The 17,441-nt window shown below is 53.8% G+C and carries 13 protein-coding genes; 4 read left to right on the top strand and 9 right to left on the bottom strand.

Annotated features, from left to right (window positions below; genetic code table 11):
* Positions 1-3 precede the first annotated feature (3 nt).
* From ACTQV3_RS01065 to ACTQV3_RS01030, 8 genes are all read right to left on the bottom strand, one after another.
* On the bottom strand, positions 4-1,227 hold the full coding sequence (locus tag ACTQV3_RS01065) for a hypothetical protein (RefSeq protein WP_427794337.1): 1,224 nt from the start codon (positions 1,225-1,227) through the stop codon (positions 4-6).
* A 4-nt stretch (positions 1,228-1,231) separates the two neighbouring features.
* Entirely contained in the window at positions 1,232-3,187 is a 1,956-nt protein-coding gene (locus ACTQV3_RS01060) for a winged helix-turn-helix domain-containing protein (RefSeq protein WP_441549791.1), read from the bottom strand.
* A 32-nt stretch (positions 3,188-3,219) separates the two neighbouring features.
* On the bottom strand, positions 3,220-4,188 hold the full coding sequence (locus ACTQV3_RS01055; protein ID WP_441535697.1) for a hypothetical protein: 969 nt from the start codon (positions 4,186-4,188) through the stop codon (positions 3,220-3,222).
* 149 nt (positions 4,189-4,337) lie between these two features.
* The gene (locus ACTQV3_RS01050) at positions 4,338-4,991 is read right to left on the bottom strand and encodes a hypothetical protein (protein ID WP_147326623.1); all 654 of its coding nucleotides are present in this window, start codon (positions 4,989-4,991) and stop codon (positions 4,338-4,340) included.
* Between the two features lie 9 nt (positions 4,992-5,000).
* Complete coding sequence (gene pglX / locus ACTQV3_RS01045) at positions 5,001-7,550, bottom strand: BREX-1 system adenine-specific DNA-methyltransferase PglX (protein WP_441535696.1); 2,550 nt, start codon at positions 7,548-7,550, stop codon at positions 5,001-5,003.
* A 9-nt stretch (positions 7,551-7,559) separates the two neighbouring features.
* A complete protein-coding gene (gene brxC / locus ACTQV3_RS01040; RefSeq protein WP_441535695.1) occupies positions 7,560-11,150 on the bottom strand; it encodes a BREX system P-loop protein BrxC in 3,591 nt (1,196 codons plus the stop codon).
* A 30-nt stretch (positions 11,151-11,180) separates the two neighbouring features.
* Positions 11,181-11,795, bottom strand: coding sequence for a DUF1788 domain-containing protein (locus ACTQV3_RS01035; RefSeq protein ID WP_441535694.1), 615 nt, complete (start codon positions 11,793-11,795; stop codon positions 11,181-11,183).
* A gap of 9 nt (positions 11,796-11,804) precedes the next feature.
* Positions 11,805-12,422 carry a DUF1819 family protein gene (locus ACTQV3_RS01030; protein WP_441549790.1) on the bottom strand — a complete coding sequence of 206 codons (618 nt, stop codon included), beginning with the start codon at positions 12,420-12,422 and terminating at the stop codon, positions 11,805-11,807.
* 382 nt (positions 12,423-12,804) lie between these two features.
* On the opposite strand from ACTQV3_RS01030, the gene ACTQV3_RS01025 reads away from it, so the two are divergent.
* The 4 genes from ACTQV3_RS01025 (at position 12,805) to ACTQV3_RS01010 (ending at position 15,928) form a co-directional block, all read left to right on the top strand.
* Entirely contained in the window at positions 12,805-13,107 is a 303-nt protein-coding gene (locus tag ACTQV3_RS01025; protein WP_196032773.1) for a type II toxin-antitoxin system Phd/YefM family antitoxin, read from the top strand.
* Positions 13,094-13,444 (top strand): type II toxin-antitoxin system RelE/ParE family toxin, encoded by a 351-nt coding sequence (locus ACTQV3_RS01020; protein ID WP_441535692.1) that lies wholly within the window; start codon positions 13,094-13,096, stop codon positions 13,442-13,444. Before ACTQV3_RS01025 ends, ACTQV3_RS01020 begins: the two co-directional genes overlap by 14 nt.
* A gap of 126 nt (positions 13,445-13,570) precedes the next feature.
* Positions 13,571-14,695: a 3-phosphoserine/phosphohydroxythreonine transaminase gene (gene serC, locus ACTQV3_RS01015; protein WP_441535691.1), complete on the top strand. Its 1,125-nt coding sequence runs from the start codon at positions 13,571-13,573 to the stop codon at positions 14,693-14,695.
* A 69-nt stretch (positions 14,696-14,764) separates the two neighbouring features.
* A complete protein-coding gene (locus ACTQV3_RS01010) occupies positions 14,765-15,928 on the top strand; it encodes a phosphoglycerate dehydrogenase (RefSeq protein WP_154515718.1) in 1,164 nt (387 codons plus the stop codon).
* Between the two features lie 348 nt (positions 15,929-16,276).
* On the opposite strand, the gene ACTQV3_RS01005 is transcribed toward ACTQV3_RS01010, so the two are convergent.
* On the bottom strand, positions 16,277-17,257 hold the full coding sequence (locus ACTQV3_RS01005) for a hypothetical protein (protein ID WP_441562905.1): 981 nt from the start codon (positions 17,255-17,257) through the stop codon (positions 16,277-16,279).
* Positions 17,258-17,441: the final 184 nt, after the last annotated feature.

Raw genomic sequence — 17,441 nt, 5'->3', positions numbered from 1 at the left:
TGCTTAGCCTTCTAGAGTCTTTTGGACGGCATCGAGAACTTCCTGGGCTTTCTCAAGAAGAGACTGCAGCCCATCCTGCATATCAGCAAGTTGCTCGGGCTCCAGTTTGTGCAGTATTTCCACGTCAACATCGTTAACATCCGAGAGCGCATTGCGAACGGCGCGCACCTGTCCGTTTTTGATCTTACGATTGCCGGCCTTAGCGCGCGCTACATTTCTAGACGCCTTCATTCCCTCTTTCAAGCGGGTATCAGAGCCATACTTATCACGAAGATATTCCGTGGTAACGATTACATCGCTGGGCTTTTCCGCAAGCCTTTCCAAAACCTCAACGGCATAATCCAGCTGCTCTTCGCGCAGTTTGTCGTCAGCAATCAGATTATCGATGAACTCGCGAACCCCACGCGTCGCGTCGCCGAATGTCTGGCACATTAAATTAACAAACACTGCGTTTTTAATTTCTTCTCGCTTGTCCTTGTTCTTGACCTTCACGAGCCCGTTCGTAAGCGCCTCGATAGGGCCTTGCAGCTTAAGGTCCTGAGCAATATGAAATGCCCCGGGAGCTTCACAAAACTCAAGGAAATCTTTCAACATATCAATTTGAGCGAGGCAGCTCTTCATTTTGCTCTGCTTCATATTGGCATGCTTGGCATATTCTTCTGCCGTCATACGTCCTTCGTTGACCCACCTATCGATATCGACCAGACGAGAGATGGCATCATATTCCTGTTTGGTGTCCTCGCCCAGCTGAATCTCGAGCTCAAGACCCTTAATGGCGTTCTCGTCATAGGTATCGGGGAACACACAGCAACGCAGCATGCGAAGGGTGTTTTCGGCAGCAGACAACTTACGTAAGCAGGTAAAACGACGGTTACCGTCAATGACAACGCCGTTGGTCAGAATGATCGCAGATTGTTGTTGGCCCTTGTTTTTAATATCCAACATGGTCGTCTTAAGATGCTTGGGGTTATCGGCCTCGACCATATCAGCAATAAGGTTATCGAGTTCCGTTTGATCCTGGGGCAAACCTTCGGGATGCTCCGCCTGATAGCGCGAAATGAACGTAGCAATTCGCCCGTTCTGCACATTAAAGTGCAGCTTATCGACGCGCACCTCGTAAATCGGACAATCCTGGTTCTGGCCACCAATAAACTTGCGCTCGCTATTGCCGGTTTCGCGAACCCAACCCTCGGCAATGCCTGTCTTGATGAACTTTTCCATTTCCATTGTCTTACTCCACTTCTAGTACAAACTGGTCATGACTAACAAATACTCGCTCGCTGGCACTCGAATAAAACAAGTCCGACTTACGGATTATCTGGATGAGCTGCGCACGCGGAACCACTACGCCGTACTCTTCCGAAAGCAAGTCGACAAGATCGTCGATATCGATCGATATCTCGCGCGCCACCACCGCCTGGATAAAATCACGGCCCTTCATGGGATGGCCGCGTGGCGCAAAGAGCTTAATGCCCACAAGGTTTCCGTGGCCCAGCAAGTCCTCCTGCGACAAGAGGGCGCTTTCGTAAAATGTATCGGATAGACCATACTCGAGTAAGGGCAAATCGGATGCGCAGCGCCTGAGCGACGGCACGGTAAAGTAGGGCGTATCGTCCTCAGCGCCACGCTCGATGGCATCCAATGCAAAGCTGCGCAAATCGGCATCCCTAATATCAAGCTCATCAAGACCATCGCGTGTAATCCAGCTCGACTCATCGTAGTCAAGTAAGTCGCCCGACCTAATGGCTCGATAGACCATGTTTTTAAAGGACATACAGTTCAACATGGATTGAGGCAGGCTATCGTGCTCGACGATGGCTCCGTGCATCAAAGACAGGTAGAAATCTGTCTGGCTTACACCCCTACCTCTGCAGGCACAGTCAGCGTAAAGCGTGAACCCCGTTTGATAGGCAAACAATTCTACCTTGAGCGTTTCGTCGGGCGAGCATCCCGCCAGCTCCGCAAACTGGGAAAGCAGGTACCAATCCTCATCAAGCTTGGGAAGAGTTGGCTCACTGGCCATGGCGCCTTCAGATCCGGTATCAACACGCTCGCCATGGAACGGCTGGGGATGTACGTCTTCAGCCACAGCAACGCGCGGAGCCGCCGCGGCCGGCCCGCATTCATCATCTTCAATAACGTTTTCTCGGGCTTCGACCAGATCACTTTGCGTCTCGGGGACAAAGCTCTCAGCACTCGCTTCAACGTCCGCAAACCAATCGTTCGCATCGACAACGCACGGTGATGACCGATAGAACAGCGCTCGTTCATCGAAGCCGAGTTCGTTAACGGCTCGGATGGTCTCAAATTTGTTAACAGCATCCTCGCGAATCAGCACAACATCGTCAGGCAACAATAGCCGCTCAACAACATCCGCGTATGCACCGCCAACGTCATGCCATAAAAGAATGGAACCGGACGTTGTATCAAATGCCATTTGCAGCTGTTCGGAAAGCTCGACTAGGGAGTCATCTAGTATTTGCTCTTCATGCGGCTCGGGAGTTTCTTCGGCACCCAAAAATCGATACCCAAACCCGTACACCGTTGCGATCCAAAGAGGATTCTTTATCTCCTCCCCCAGCTTCTTGCGGAGGTTTTTGACATGTGTTGCAAGAGCCCTCTTCGACTCGGCAAAGCCAATGCCCATAGAAATCTGCGACAGCTCCTCGTTTGAAACCTCGACGCCTGGCCTGGTTGTAAATGCATTCAAGACACTGTACTCATTTGGCGTAAGCGCAAGCTCCTCGCCATCGAGCTGAACAATACGGTTCTCAGAATCAACGACAAGCACACGGTCGCCATGCGCAGAACGAAATACACGCCCGCCCTCACCAACGCTCACCTCAGGCTCAAATCCTGGAGCAAAATCGAGACGATAGCCATAACCGTGAACGCCCTTAAGCCAACGAGCGTTGCGGGCATCTTCTTTCAGTTTCTTGCGAATGTTCTTGATATGGCTATCGAGCACTCGATGCGACTTAGGGTCATCGTGGCCAAATGCCGCAACAAACAGCTCTTGGCGAGAAAATGCATGACCCGGTTTTTGAGCCATACAAAACAAGATGTTGAACTCATTGGGGGTCAAACATAGGTAGGCGCCGTCCATGTACGCATCGCACATGGTTGGATCGAGCAGAAGATTACTATCGATTCGAATGATCTGATTGTTGTTTACCAATGATCCCATAGCGGCTCTTTCAACTTCTGACACACAGACGGCTATTTGATTTTGGCGAGAACGTCCTGGAACTTGGCGTAATTAACCTTAACGCCGTCATCCAAATCAATCTCAATCATTTGGTCTGCAAGGTGGTGGACCTTCTCCTCGTAGCTCACGAGCTCGGCAGCCTGGTCGCTTATGCGCTTTTGCTCCTTAGCGAGACGAGCACGATCACGGCTGTCGCTCACCTCCATCTGGTCGGCAATCCACATCAGCCGATTGCGATAACGTTCTTGCTGAGGATGGATATAACTCGTACGAATCAGCGCCAACAAATCAGGGCGATAGCGATGCATGTAGACCAACGCCCTAAAGCCGCCCTTCTTGCCCGAATCGAACAGCCAGTAGATAGGACGTTTCTTGTAGGTCTGGCAGTGGTCCTTAAAGAAGTCCTTCAAAAAGTAGGTACGGATGACCTCGCACGAGGTGCCCTTGCCGCCGAGTGCCTCGGCAATAAAGGACAGGTTCTGCTCGAGCGTCTCCTCGCCATACACGGTGCGCACAAAGTCGATAAAGTAACGCACGATGTCGTCGTCAAAGTACTCGTCGTCGGTAATGGGCAGCACGTTGTCGCCATCGGGCATAAACGTCACGTGCGCGGGATCGGGCATCTTGGCCAGATAATCGGCCACGGTGGCGCCTTGATCCGCCAGCACCAGACCATCGACATCGAGCGAATAGCGGCCAAACATGCAGCCCACGGCATAGCTTATGAGCGAGGTGATCTCGTCGCGCTTGGTGCGCACGTACTTGTTGCCCTTGTAGCTCTCCGGAATCTCTTCTGCCGTATCGAAGATGCGCGCCACCGAGACGTACTTGTCCTCGACCTCGATAGGCACCTCTCCCTCCATGTTGTAGATCTTGGCAAAGATCCGGTTGAGTTCCTCCTCGTTGGCGCGAAGCTGCTCAAAGCGAGCATTGACCTCGGCCTTGCGAGCCTCGTATTTATCGGAAAGTAAGATTGACATGAATTTCCCCAAACCATCAAAATCGTTGATAAGCCATTTCACAAGATGCTATTCGCCGCAGAAATTAATATCGGATGAAGAAATCCGATTTGAAACTTGTGGAAATCCAAAAGCGATGCAAAAACGGCTCAATGAATCTCGGATGCAATCTACTCATGTTTTTTGGGCTTTGATCGCACTACCAAGGTTCGGTAGTCACCTCTAGCGATATTTGGGAAATAATACTTGCCATCGATATCGATGATTTTTATCCAATCGAGAAAAGAGGATTGCGGTAGCAATATCATTGCTGTCGTTTTTCCGCTCGAACCGGCAGCCCTGTCTTCTAGCAGCATATTTCCATTGTCAAAAAAATAGGTACACCCATGGGCAAGCGAATTCCTCATATGGGTCAGCAAGGTCACACCCTTGCCTCCGCCCTTTGCAACGGGTTTATTTCTATCGGTTATTGAATACGGCTGCATGCACACCAGGCGTGGGCTATCGATTTCAATAGGAATTTCGACGACCTCTTTAGTATTGGGATCCTTGCCCATATAAACAAATCCATATTCTTTTAGGACGCCATCAATTCTGTCAGCCATCAACATTTCCCGCTTCTCCGCCAAAACGCCGGAATAGTCGAGAAGAGTATCAAACGGCATTTCTTTTAATCCGAAATCCTTAGCAGCTCTTTGCTGGGATGCAGAAGTAGCGACCGATTTGGTAACGTAAAAATCCCAAATAATAGATACTTCTTCAGACGACCAGATTGCTGAATCCCTAATTGATTTTTTATATTTAGAAATAAGGGCAGTAGACACAGCAAACACCTACACCAGCGGATGGCGCTTGAAATCCCAAGAGGTTTCAAACGAGTCCCAGTCGGCTTTTGATAATTCGCGGCACGAGTCAACCATATTGTTGACCAACGGCTTCTGCTCTTCGTTCTGAATAATCGGGTAGGTTGCGATTTGGCCTACCTCGAAATTGAGCGTCGCCGAAAGCATGCTCGCGACGCGCATAATCACAGAACTGTTACAAGCTCCCTGAAGATACTTGAGTGATTTCTGATCGCTAAAAACGCTTGTACCCGCCACATCAAACACATGGCCAGCAGGCTTAAAGCGAAATGCAATAGACCCACTCGAAATCTTCGACCAGGTAATCGATGGACTAAAGAAGCAGTTTGTATTCTGTGGCCTGGAAAGCAATTTACCATTCTGGTCTTTGTAATTACGAATCTCCCATCCGTCATTCTCCCAGTTAACAACTGCGCTATTATTTCCGTACCATTTACGAAAATCGCCACCCTTGTTGTAGGGGAACCATTTACAAGCGCTTTCAATCGACTCTTGAATAGACCCACAGGAGTAGGCGCTCTTACAACCATCGACTTCCCACCACTCGCGAACGAAACGAGCGTTTTCACCAGTAGCAAGCCCTTGACGCGGTTTTCCGTACTCACTGAGTTGCTTTGCGTTTTCAAACGCATCCAGAAGCGCGTCGCTAGCCCAGTAGGCTATGGGGATGCCGGGGATCTGCTTGAAGGTCTCGGCGTCGCGGCGGTAGAACCAGCCGCAGTCAGGGTTGCCGATCGCCTCGAGGGCCTTGGGGGCCTGGACGGCCGCGCCAACAAAGTCAGAAAGGCGCACATAGCCGCCCTTGTAGCCCTTGATGAATGAGTTATGGAACGTGTAGGTGCAAATGGGCACAGTCGCGCCAGCGAAGCCCGAGTACTCAAGTTGGATGAGAGAAGTTAGCGTTCTGTTGTCGATAATCTCGTTGCGAAGCTTCTCGTAGCTTCCGATAAACATCCAAACGAAAGGCGACATGACGCCGCACTCGCCGTGGTCCTTGGCGAGATTGAACATGCGAACGACAAAACTGGAGAACAGGTCGCTCTTGACGTCGGGATAGTTCTTCTTGACCCACTTGGACATGAAGGGGCCGAAGCTGGAGCTGCCCATGTAGGGCGGGTTGGCCACCACACAGTCGTGGCGGCGAGCGAGGATCTCGCAGGTCTTAAGAGCACATTCCAGTTTATTTTTAGAACTACCGTCAAACAGACCATCGGTGCCGATGAGTTCGATCGCCTCACGCAGTGCGGCAAGGTCGCCCTCACTTGGAGCGAGCAGCGAGCCGACCTCGTCCAGATGCGATAGGGCATCGATGAGATCCTTCTTCTTGGCAAGCGCGACGCCGTGCGGAATATCATCCTCCTCAAGCATAACCGGCTCGAGCACGGCAACATCCGCCTGAACCCCACGGCCAAAGAAACGCCTATCCATCTCTCGGGCACACATGGCCAACGCAAGCCCTGCAATCTGGGCAGCGCGAGGGTCAATTTCCATACCATGGAGGTTCTTGGATAGAATGAGTCCGGGAATGTCGCGCATACGGTATTCGCGCTCTAAATACATCTTTGCCAAAAGTTCAAAGGCGTAAACGAGAATATGGCCCGATCCACAAGCCGGGTCGCACAGCGAAATATCCTCGGGACTCTCGATTTTAATGAAGTCCTCGTGCTCCGCATCGGGCTCGATGTAGTACTCCATTTCATCACGCAGGGGACTTCCCGGGTTGTTCAGCATCCACAAACGCCCCAGCGAGTTCTGCACCATGTAGCGTACGATCCAGTTGGGCGTAAACAGTTGTGTGGCAGGACCGATGGTGTCCGGCGTCTCCTTGGCCTTAGATTTAAAGAATGCGTCTTTGACCTCGGAATTGTAGAACTGATACATCCAACCCAAGGACTCGACGTTTTCCCACGTGCTGCGTTCAATCCGTTCGACTAGAGCGCACAGTACGCCTTCTTCACCGCGGTCCAAAAGCCTTGTCGGAAGCAGTAACGCATCCGCTGTGCCCACGCGGCCAAAGATGGCGGGCAAGCACTCGGCGAGCTCGTTCATCTGCGCCACCAAAATGAGACGGAACAGCGCCTCATCATCTGCCGCCGCGACAAGGTCAAACACGCGATCGCGCTCTAAGCCCGGCAGATCAAGCTCCGTCGGCATACGCAAGCAGTCTGGCGAAAAACTATCGTACTCCGAGGTTTCGCAATATGAACTTAGCATGCGCACGCCACAGGGTAGATAGCCTCGCACTTCCATATAGCGTATTGCAGCAAAGCGATTAAACCAGGTATAGGCCATTTCCTCGCAAAAGCGCGCATAGCCGTCATGCTCTATGCGGCGATATAGCTCCGAACGTTGCGAACGCTCGAGCGCAGAGAGCACCGTGCCTTTAACGATGGTTGCATCGCGATTGAATTCTTCACGCCCTGCGTCGTCGAGTCCGTAGGCATAGCAACGCTGGCGCACCTCGTCAATTAAGCGGATGCGTGCCCAAGGGCAGAACTTTTCGAGATCTTTCGTATCCATGTTTCTCCCTTAGCCCAAACGGATGGCGTCATTACCCTCAAGGCTTCGCAGTAGCTCTTTGCGCGCGGCATCCAAATAGTCATCGATCTGCTGTTGCGAGCTCAGCTCCAGCGGCCTAAAGACCATGCTGCGGCTCACCGATTTAACACGTCGCCGAGGTGCCGGCACAGATTGGGGCTCATTCGGCAGGCCAGGCGCAGCGATCCCCGAATGATCGATCGTTACCGTCACGCTCGTATTTGCCGGTTTGGGACGATTCGCCTCTTCATAGGCTTCATCGATCATTCTGTACAGTGCCGTCTGAGCGCGATCGAGCTTGGCCGGCACCGCATCCAGGGCGGTCAGCGTTGTCGCATTATGCACCTCATCTTTTCGAGCGCTGTGGGTCTCCCCGATGCGCGCCAGGGCGACGCCCTTGTTTTGGGCATACACTTCGATATCCCCATAGCGCTCTTCAACAGAATTGAGCATGGAGATGCGCTTTTGGTCCAAAAGCTCCTTGTAGGCAGCCCTCACCCTTAGGTTTGCCTCGGATAGCTTTTGGAACTGCAGACTCAGACTCGGCTGCTTAACTGCTTCCCTAATGACAGAAAGCGCATCCAGCGTTTCCGAAGCGCCCTCAAAATAATCGCGCTCACTCTCCATTTGCTTGAATATCTCGCAGGCACCGTCGAATACAGTCACCTTGCTGTCGAAAAACTCGTCAATATCCTCGAGATCTTCAGCCGCATCTCGCAGCTCGTTCTCTTTTGCGGCGATCGCCATAATTAGGTCGACGGCATCGCAGCCGCTCTGCAATAGGCCCTCGATAAGGTTCTTTGCATTCACGACCTCCTCATAGCCCGGGTAATCGGGGTTACGCTGGTACTTGACCGAAAGGAGACTCGCCAAGCTATCGCGGCGCTTTTCAAGCTCCCCGCGACATGCCTCGGCAAGGCTGTCCTCTTCGAGCGGCAGAGTATGATTGCCGCTCAACTCTTCTACAGCCTGTCGCGCCTTGGATATGGCTGCCCGAGAAAGCTGTTGGCGTGCCTCAACAACAGCCTGTCGTGCCTTAGCAGCCTTACGCAGATAATCAAGAATCTTGGAATCCCTAAGATCAATCGCTTGCCCCGCGCAGAGCAGGCGAGCGCGCTTTTGCGCTAGCAGCGTTGCGACCACGGCGGCAATGTCAATCTCCGCCCAACCATAAGGCTTCGCATGGTACGTCTCGAGCAGCTCGCTCATTGTTACCTGCATATGTTGGGCGGCGCGAGCTTCCAGCAAACGCATAACCGCTTCGATGGCCCCGGCATTGGGCTCTTGCCCATTCATTGCCGGAGTGTACGCAGTTAAAATCTGCTTGATCTGCATATCGCTGTCGTAGTTTTTATCGATAAGTGGCAGTTTGCTGTACGTAACAGAGACAAGCTGGCGCACGCAGTCCTCGATCATATTCTTGGCAGACGCCGATTTGACCGGAGAATACTCACCGCCATAGACATAAAACGTTCCATGCAGCACCGCCTGGCGCATAAGCTCCTCTGCACGCTTATCCAGAGCGACGCGCTCTTCCTGCTTGCCACGCAAAATCGAAGCCACCACTTCGCTGCGATTGTCTGCCTGACGGCTATTGAGGTATTGCTCAATACATGCCGACTGATACAGGCAGTCGTAGTAGTCTTGCTGGGAATCGAGCACTACAATGGCTTCTCCCCTGCTAGAGCTAAGGAGCAGGTCCTCGCGCGAAGGGATCGGGGTGCCATCCACGCCAGAAATCACGCGCAGCGCCAGCCCCGATGCGCTGTTATAACGGGTGTCGTCCAGATATTCCTCGACATCAAAAACGTTTTTACCGACCGACACCTTAGCGTTTTCGAAGACCTGCCTAAACATAATCTGCGCGGCCTTGGACGTAATCTTCGTAGCGTCCGGCTGCACGCGCGAAATCTGCTGGGCTATCTCCTGCTCTTCGTCGGTCAGGTACTTATACGTTTCGCCATTACGAGCCACATAGTTTTGGCGCACTAAACGCTCCAAGGACTGCGAAATCTGTTCGCGAACGACAATGCGGTCGGTGCGGACGTCGTCGGTCATTAGGGTGATCAAGTTTTCAACGTTTGCCGGCATGTCCTTATCGACATACAGGATCAAGAAAAGCAGTTTGAGTACCGGAATGTCGCATTCCTCAAGACCCTGCCCCTTTTGGGCGGCATCCGCCGCTCGAAGAACTACACGACGATGATAGTCCTCGAGCGACGTCGAGATCGTATTGTAGAAACGCCAAAGCGGAACCAGGGCATTCTGGTCCTTATCCTCTATGCATCGAGCGGAGTCTTGAAAGCCACTCAGCATGGAACGCTCGGCGCTTGAGCTGTTTTTTCCGGACGCGCCGTGATTGCGCAGCTCATCCATGATTTTTTGAATGAGCTTAAACTGGTAATCAGCAAACGGATACGTGCTGGCGAAGTCTTCGGCGCCCTCGTAGCCAATTAGATCGGCCGCCGCATCCTTAAAGCTATACAAGTTGTTGAGGACCGCCGAGCGCTCCTGATACTCAGCCTTCAGCAAGTCGTTCGCATCCTGATTTTTCGCCAAAATGCGGCGACGAATGACTTCATCGGCGCACGAGCTGCTCAAAGATAAACGCGTATTAAAGCGGTCCTGAATCTTGGAGAAGTCGCTGCCCTTAACCTTGGTAATTTGATCAATCGCCTGCTGTCCGGTAACCATAACCCATACGCGTCCGCCACACTTGGTGCCCAGCGCCTCGACGATGCTCTGCAGGTTCAGCATAAGCTCGGTATCGCTCGCGATAAACTGGCTCATCTCGTCGGCCATAAAGATCATGCGATATGAGCCGCCGCATTCTTGCTCTCGACGCTTGGTGTATTTAGCAATATCGTCGGTAAGCTGGTCGATTGAAAAATCATTGCTTTCCGGTATTTCGTACCAGCGCTCCGCCTCGTCCTTGCTCATGACGCCCGTGCGACTGAGTGCCTCGATAACGTCGTCGGAGTTAAAGTCGTAGTCCTCGCGGCCATCGACCCAGGGGCTATGATTAATCTCTTCGAATGCGGCACGGAATTCCTGAGTTTTACCGGCGTCGTCAATACGACGCTCCAGGCGAGCGAGCTTAAAATCTGCACCGTAGAACCCACGGCTCTCGTAATACATCTTGGCAAAAATGCGCGCAACCGCGCTGCCATCCTTATTGAGCGGGCTTTTGATGCCCATATTAAAGAGGATAGCGTCGGTCGTCACGCCCGCCGCGCGCTTTGCTTTGTCGGCAAGTTCGTCATCTTCAAAACGCGGAGCAATATACTCAATCGCAGTTTTACCTGCCGCCTCACGGTTCGTGAACAGGTAGCTAAGCATCTTGAGAAAGTGAGATTTACCCGAGCCAAACGAACCGCTAATCCACACGCCAACTTTGTCCGTCGGAGCATCGAGGGCCCGAACATACACATCGAAAAGCGTCTTGAAATGGCGGCGAAGCTCGTCGGTCACAACATATTCGTTCAGCTCTTGCCTGACACTGCCGTCATCCTCCTGATCGACCTTAATAACACCGTTAATGTTTCGGTCGATATCGTGCTCAAACATATCTTTGATCTTCATGGGAATGCCTTTCGATGACCGGAAACGTTTTTAGAGTTGGTTAAACGCGCGATAGTAGTTGCCGTCGGCAATCGTGCCAAACAGCTTTAACTGCTGCCCGTCATAGGTGCCGGGATAAAACAAAACGACGGGGATATCGGAAAATACCGGCTGAATAGACTCAAGAATGATGTGGGCACGCATGAACGGGTAAATCTTGCCAACGCCTGTGATAATCAAGACGTCGCGCCCGCGTTTTGGCTCGCCGTATCTCTCGATAAAGTTGTCGTGAATGAACTCGAGGTACTTCTCGGGCCCCACTCGGCTCTGCATGCGTTGCAAGAAGTGATCGCTGCCTCGTTTTTCCTCGAGGGCGCTCATCTTTTCTAAGATGCCGCGTTTTTCGCAAATGCCGATAAACACGCTCCACAGGTCAAACGAGACAATGTTTGGGGCGTCGTTTTTTATCCGGCGCTCGTGTGCGCTATCATCCACTAGCTGCTGAGTCAGAGCGCGTACCTGGTCCTCTTGCCTAGCTGCATATGGATAGATATAGAGTGGAACCTCGCCACCCAAGCCACGACAATTCAAAAACTCAGGGTCGTGGAATTTGGAACGAATGAGCTCAAAGCTCATGTCGATTGAAGGCAACTCGGTTGCTGTCATCTCGCACCCCTATTCCGTTATGCCAAAGGCGGGCAGAACCGCAGCATCGTCATTGGCCCGAACGCAACGCTCGAGCTCAAAATCGAGCAATGGCGGACGAAGGGCCTCGGTTTTGCGGCTATACAATCCGGCGCCCTCTATACAGTTGACGAGGACTTGGCGCACTTTATTGCACGTAGCATCCGACCACGTTGCAACGCGATCGTCCTGCGCGCGAAGTCCTTCGATAAACGTAACGATTTCCGATTTTCGAAGCGAGAGATCAAAAAGGCTGAACTTAGGGGCAATCACGCACGTCATAAAGTCCCAGACAACTCGGTTGTCGCGCATCATTGCATACAGGTTGACCTGCGCGAGCTGTTCGAGCGAGCCATGCGCAGCAAGATTAATCAGGCTCGCGCGCACGTCTTCGTCTTCGCTAAGAGCCAACAACCGGCGGCAGCAAGCACGGGTGATAGATTTTTGCTCGCGCTCAGTAGGATATTGAAAGAGATTTTGGGCGGTGACCTTTTCAATTATCTCTTTCGTATCAGAAAGGTTCTCGTCCACCATGAGGCGCGCAACGACACGCGTCTCATTAACAAGCCACTGCTCGCGTGTCATAGAACCACGATAGGTGGTGGGCATGCTCATGTCGTTCAGCCTCTCGACGAATCAAATAGGTACATTTGATTCATACGCCAAAACGCTTCATATCCATTGAGCAACATTTTGTTGCACAACATTTTAGCTGCGAAAACTCCCTGAGCGGTAAAAATATTCTGTGAACGGCAAAAAGAGGATCTGGTTTATTGCGGTTGCTGGAGCTGTCGAGACGACAGACTTGATGGATGGGGTGGATACCGCAAAGCGATATGTCTCACCGGACAGTCATGCTTAATCCTTCGAGCATAGACGCGATTGTGAATAGAGGCATGCATCGGCATAGCGCCTCGTTCGCGTTGGAACCCCCATCATCTACTATAATTAACATAGAGTTATACATATGATTCTATGTAAGGAGTTTCATATGCCTGTCGTAAAGCCTATTTCCGATCTGCAACGCAACTTTGGTTCCATAGCGGATAGCTGCCACCAAACCAAAGAGCCCGTCTACCTGACCAAAAACGGATCGGCATCGCTTGTCGTCATGGATGCCGAGGCCTATGACGAGCAGACGCGCGCACTAACCGCCATTCAGGAGCGCGAAGAACGCATCCAGCGAGCCATCACGCGTGGCTACGACGACTTAGTAAACGGTCGTGTGCGACCGTGGAAACAGGCCAAGGCAGATGCAGATCGCATCAGGGCGGCTCGCCATGAAATTGGATAACGCAGACGTCGAGTTCTACTCGGAGCTCGACGAACTTGATGAGCCTTTTGATGTTGTCATGACTGACGAGGCACTCTATGCCTATGCCGAGATTCCTTCGGAGCGAGTCTACGCCAGAATCGGCAACCTCATCGACTTTCTAGCCGAGCATCCTTATTTTGGCGAAGAATACGACCCCTACTATCAGGCAGCCTTTCCGCCCATTGACTGCAGGGTCTTCTTTTGCGCGCACTACGGCGTGTACTACCACGTGGATGTTGAGCAACGAAACATCAGCATCCTGGCAATCGAGGACCATCGAAAGAACCCTTTGAGTAGATTCAAACTACTCAAGTAGCCCCCCATGTAACCATCCTGTAAATCATAGCGGCGCAGTCGAGTTTTACCGTGATGCGGTCGCGCCGGGCGCTCCACTGTGCTAAAGTATCCCGAACGTTCAAACGACTACGAGGGGAACTAGAAGATGGCACGTGTGCACAACTTCTCAGCTGGCCCGGCCGCGCTGCCTACAAGCGTGCTCGCCGAGATCGCCGACGAGATGATGGACTACCGCGGTTGCGGCATGTCCGTGCTCGAGATGAGCCATCGATCTAGCATGTACCAGCAGATCATCGACGACGCCGAGGCAACCCTGCGCCGCCTGCTGAGCATCCCCGACAACTACCGTGTCCTGTTTTTGCAGGGCGGCGCCACGCTGCAGTTTGCGGGCATCCCCATGAACCTCATGCGCCGCGGCCGCGCCGGCTACGTCGTGACCGGCAACTTCGCCAACAAGGCGTACAAGGAGGCCGCCAAGTACGGCGAGGCCGTGCTGCTCGCGAGCTCCGAGGACACCAATTTCGACAGCATTCCCACCATGGCCAATATCAACGCGCGCATTGCCGCCGAGGCCGCGGGCGACGGGCTCGACTACGTCTACATCTGCCAGAACAACACCATCTTTGGCACCATGTACCACGAGCTGCCCGCTTGCGGCGATGTGCCGCTGGTCGCCGATGTCTCGAGCTGCTTTCTGTCGCAGCCGCTCGACGTTGAGCACTACGGGCTCATTTACGCCGGCGCACAGAAAAACGCCGGCGCCGCGGGCGTGACCGTGGTCATCGTGCGCGACGACCTCATCGCCGATGGCCCAGCCTTTGCGCAGACGCCGCAGTACCTGGACCTTAAGACCCAGGCCGCCAAGGGCTCGATGCTCAACACGCCCAACACCTTTGGCATCTACGTATGCGGCAAGGTATTCCGCTGGGTGGAACAGACCGGCGGACTAGCCGCCATGGCCGAGCGCAACTGGGCCAAGGCCAACCTGCTCTATGACCTGCTCGAGCACAGCGAGCTGTTCCATGGCACCACGCAGGCCGGCAGCCGCTCCATCGCCAACGTCACCTTCCGCACCGGCGACGCCGAACTCGACGCGGCCTTTGTCGCAGGTGCGGCCGAGCACCAGATTCAAAACGTCAAGGGCCATCGCCTGGTGGGCGGCATGCGCGCCAGCGTCTACAACGCTGTAACCATGGAAGACGTGCAGGCACTGGCCTCGTACATGAAGGACTTCGAAGCGCAGCATAGTTTGAGTCCGCGATCTAACTAGCCCGCAACCCGCGGGCCGACCAGCCACTTCAAACCACTTGTTATAAACAAACCCGCTAAGGAGTTTTTCATGCGCAAGATCAAAACCATCGACGATATTACCAAAGACGGCAAGGTCGAGTTTGGCGAGGGCTACGAGTTTGTGGGCACCGCCGAGGAGGCCGACGCCATCCTGATGCGCTCCACCGACCTGCACGGCTACGAACTGCCCGAGGGCATCCGCGCCATCGCCCGCTGCGGCGCCGGTGTCAACAACATCCCCATCGAGGAGTACGCCAAGAAGGGCGTCGTCGTCTTTAACTCCCCCGGTGCCAACAGCAACGCCGTCAAGGAGCTCGTTCTGGGCATGCTGGTGCTCTCGAGCCGCGGCGTGGTGCAGTCGATGAACTGGGTGCGCGACAACGCCGACGACCCCGAGATTCAGGTCGATGCCGAGAAGGCCAAGAAGGCCTTTGTGGGCCGTGAGCTCAAGGGCAAGCGCATCGGCGTCATCGGTCTGGGCAACGTGGGTTCCAAGGTCGCCAACGCCTGCGTCGACCTGGGCATGGACGTCTACGGCTACGATCCGTTCATTTCCGTCGAGCACGCGTGGGTGCTGAGCCGCGAGGTGCAGCGCGTGGGCACGCTCGAGGACCTCTGCCGCGGCTGCGACTACCTCACCGTGCACGTGCCCAGCAAGGCCGACACCATCGGCATGATCAGCACCGAGCAGATCGACCTGCTGGCCCCGGGCGCCGTGCTCATCAACTACGCGCGCGAGACCATCATTGACGAGGACGCCGTCGACGCAGCCCTGCGCGCGGGCAAGCTGAGCTGGTTTAGCTGCGACTTTGCCACGCCCAAGACGGTCAAGATGCCCAACACGTTTATCACCACGCACTCGGGCGCCGGCACCGGCGAGGCCGAGGCCAACTGCGCCGATATGGCCATCAGCGAGCTCAAGGATTACCTGGAGAACGGCAACATCGCGCACAGCGTCAACTACCCCGCCTGCAGCATGGGCAAGGCGCGCGCCGCAAGCCGCATTGCCTGCCTGCATGCCAACGTGCCCAACATGATCGGCCAGATCACGGCGATCCTGGCCAAGGACAACGCCAACGTGCAGCGTATGACCAACGAGTCCGCCGGCGAGAACGCCTACACCATGTTCGACACCGACGAGCACCTGGACAGCAGCACCATCGAGGCGCTCAAGCAGATTCCGTCGATGTATCGCGTACGCGTGATCAAGTAGCGTCGGCGCCAAGCCTGCCAGACAGGCAATGAAGCTCATTCGGCCCCCGTTTTCGCGAAACGGGGGCCGATTTCGTTGCTCCGGCTGGTTTTGAAAACGCTACCCAGAATAAGTTTTTTCGGATAATCGACAGTCATGCCCAAATCACTGAGCGCACCTACTCTGATAAACAGCTTTATCAGTGGTTTTAGTAGGTAAAAATCGATCTCTATATGCCAAATTTAAGTTGACTGTCCATTTTCCGAAATAACTTGTTCTGGGTAGCGTTTTTAAAGCCTATTTCAAAGAGCAACTGAAGCCTTTTCGTAACCAAACCCTAGCTCACGCGACCGTTTTCCACCCGCACGGCTACATTCCCGCCCAATCGATAAAAATCTCCTCACGTAGCCGCCGTTCGAGCTCCTGCTGCCGCTGCGTCTTGTCTTTCAACGGCACATCGAGATAGGACATGATGAGTTCCATCACCACGCGGAAGGCATCGGAGTCGACCAGCTGACCATAGGTCATCAGAACGACAGGATATCCCATCGCTTGCAGCGCCGTCGTTCGATCGGAGTCCGAAATCTTGGATTCTATGGATCCGTGAATGGCTTTACCTTGACATTCAACCAGGCACTCTCGGCTGCCGTCCTTATTTGACAGCAAGATATCGGCGTAGCGCCTATCAAGCCCCGAAATCAGGCGGGCGCTGCGCGTCATGCGAATCTCAACGTTATTGGTAAGGCGCAGCCCTTCGCCACCGCGCAACCTCGTAAGGCCAAACAGCATCGAAGCCTGGACCTCGAGCGGCGATGCCACAACCCCCGTAATGCATTTCGCGGCACGCGTGAACGATTTAGCACCGCGGATCCCCTGGATCTTATTGGCGAACTCTGTAAGTTCAGAGAGCTCAATCAAGGGAGGTCGTTTCCACAGGTCCGTTGGATTCCCCGAGGTATCCTTTACGTTTTCCCAGCCCAACCGTGCGTCACCCCACCGGCTCCCATATGCCTGCTCAAGTGCCGACTTTACCTGAGGCGCAATCTTGCACACGGCAAAGGTGCCGCACATCTCATACATGCACATGATCAGGCGCTCATTTGAGACCGAGGAAGCCAGGGTCAGCAGGGTAAAGAGCGGGGACGCAACATCAAGGCCAAACTCTGTCTGCCGCACGGAGCCAAACGGCCTCTCCCCGTTCCAAACGTGCCTGACAATGCGACCGCCCTTACGCCCGCAGCCGCCCCGCGCCAACACGTGTAACGGGGTGCCCAGGAAATACTTGACAAGCGGGTGCTCACAAAGATGCTCCCTGCGCGGATCGTCCGCAGAATCGGGCAGGTCCGGCATTATTGCCAAGACCTGTGGAGGTATCCGGTGATACCGAAAGGCAGATATGTCGCACAGCATGTCATCCATGAAGGATACGTACCCATTGCGTCGTTTGTGAGCCTGCCCGGACGCCAAACGCGATGGCTCGGCCTGCGAACGGTTAATACTGCTACGCACACGTCGCGAATCTTCCAGGTGGCTT

It is taken from the genome of Collinsella sp. LCP19S3_A7 (assembly GCF_052121995.1).
Lineage (GTDB): Bacteria > Actinomycetota > Coriobacteriia > Coriobacteriales > Coriobacteriaceae > Collinsella.
The sequence above is the reverse complement of the archived record's forward strand: the minus strand, read 5'-3'. Positions and strand labels throughout refer to the sequence as shown.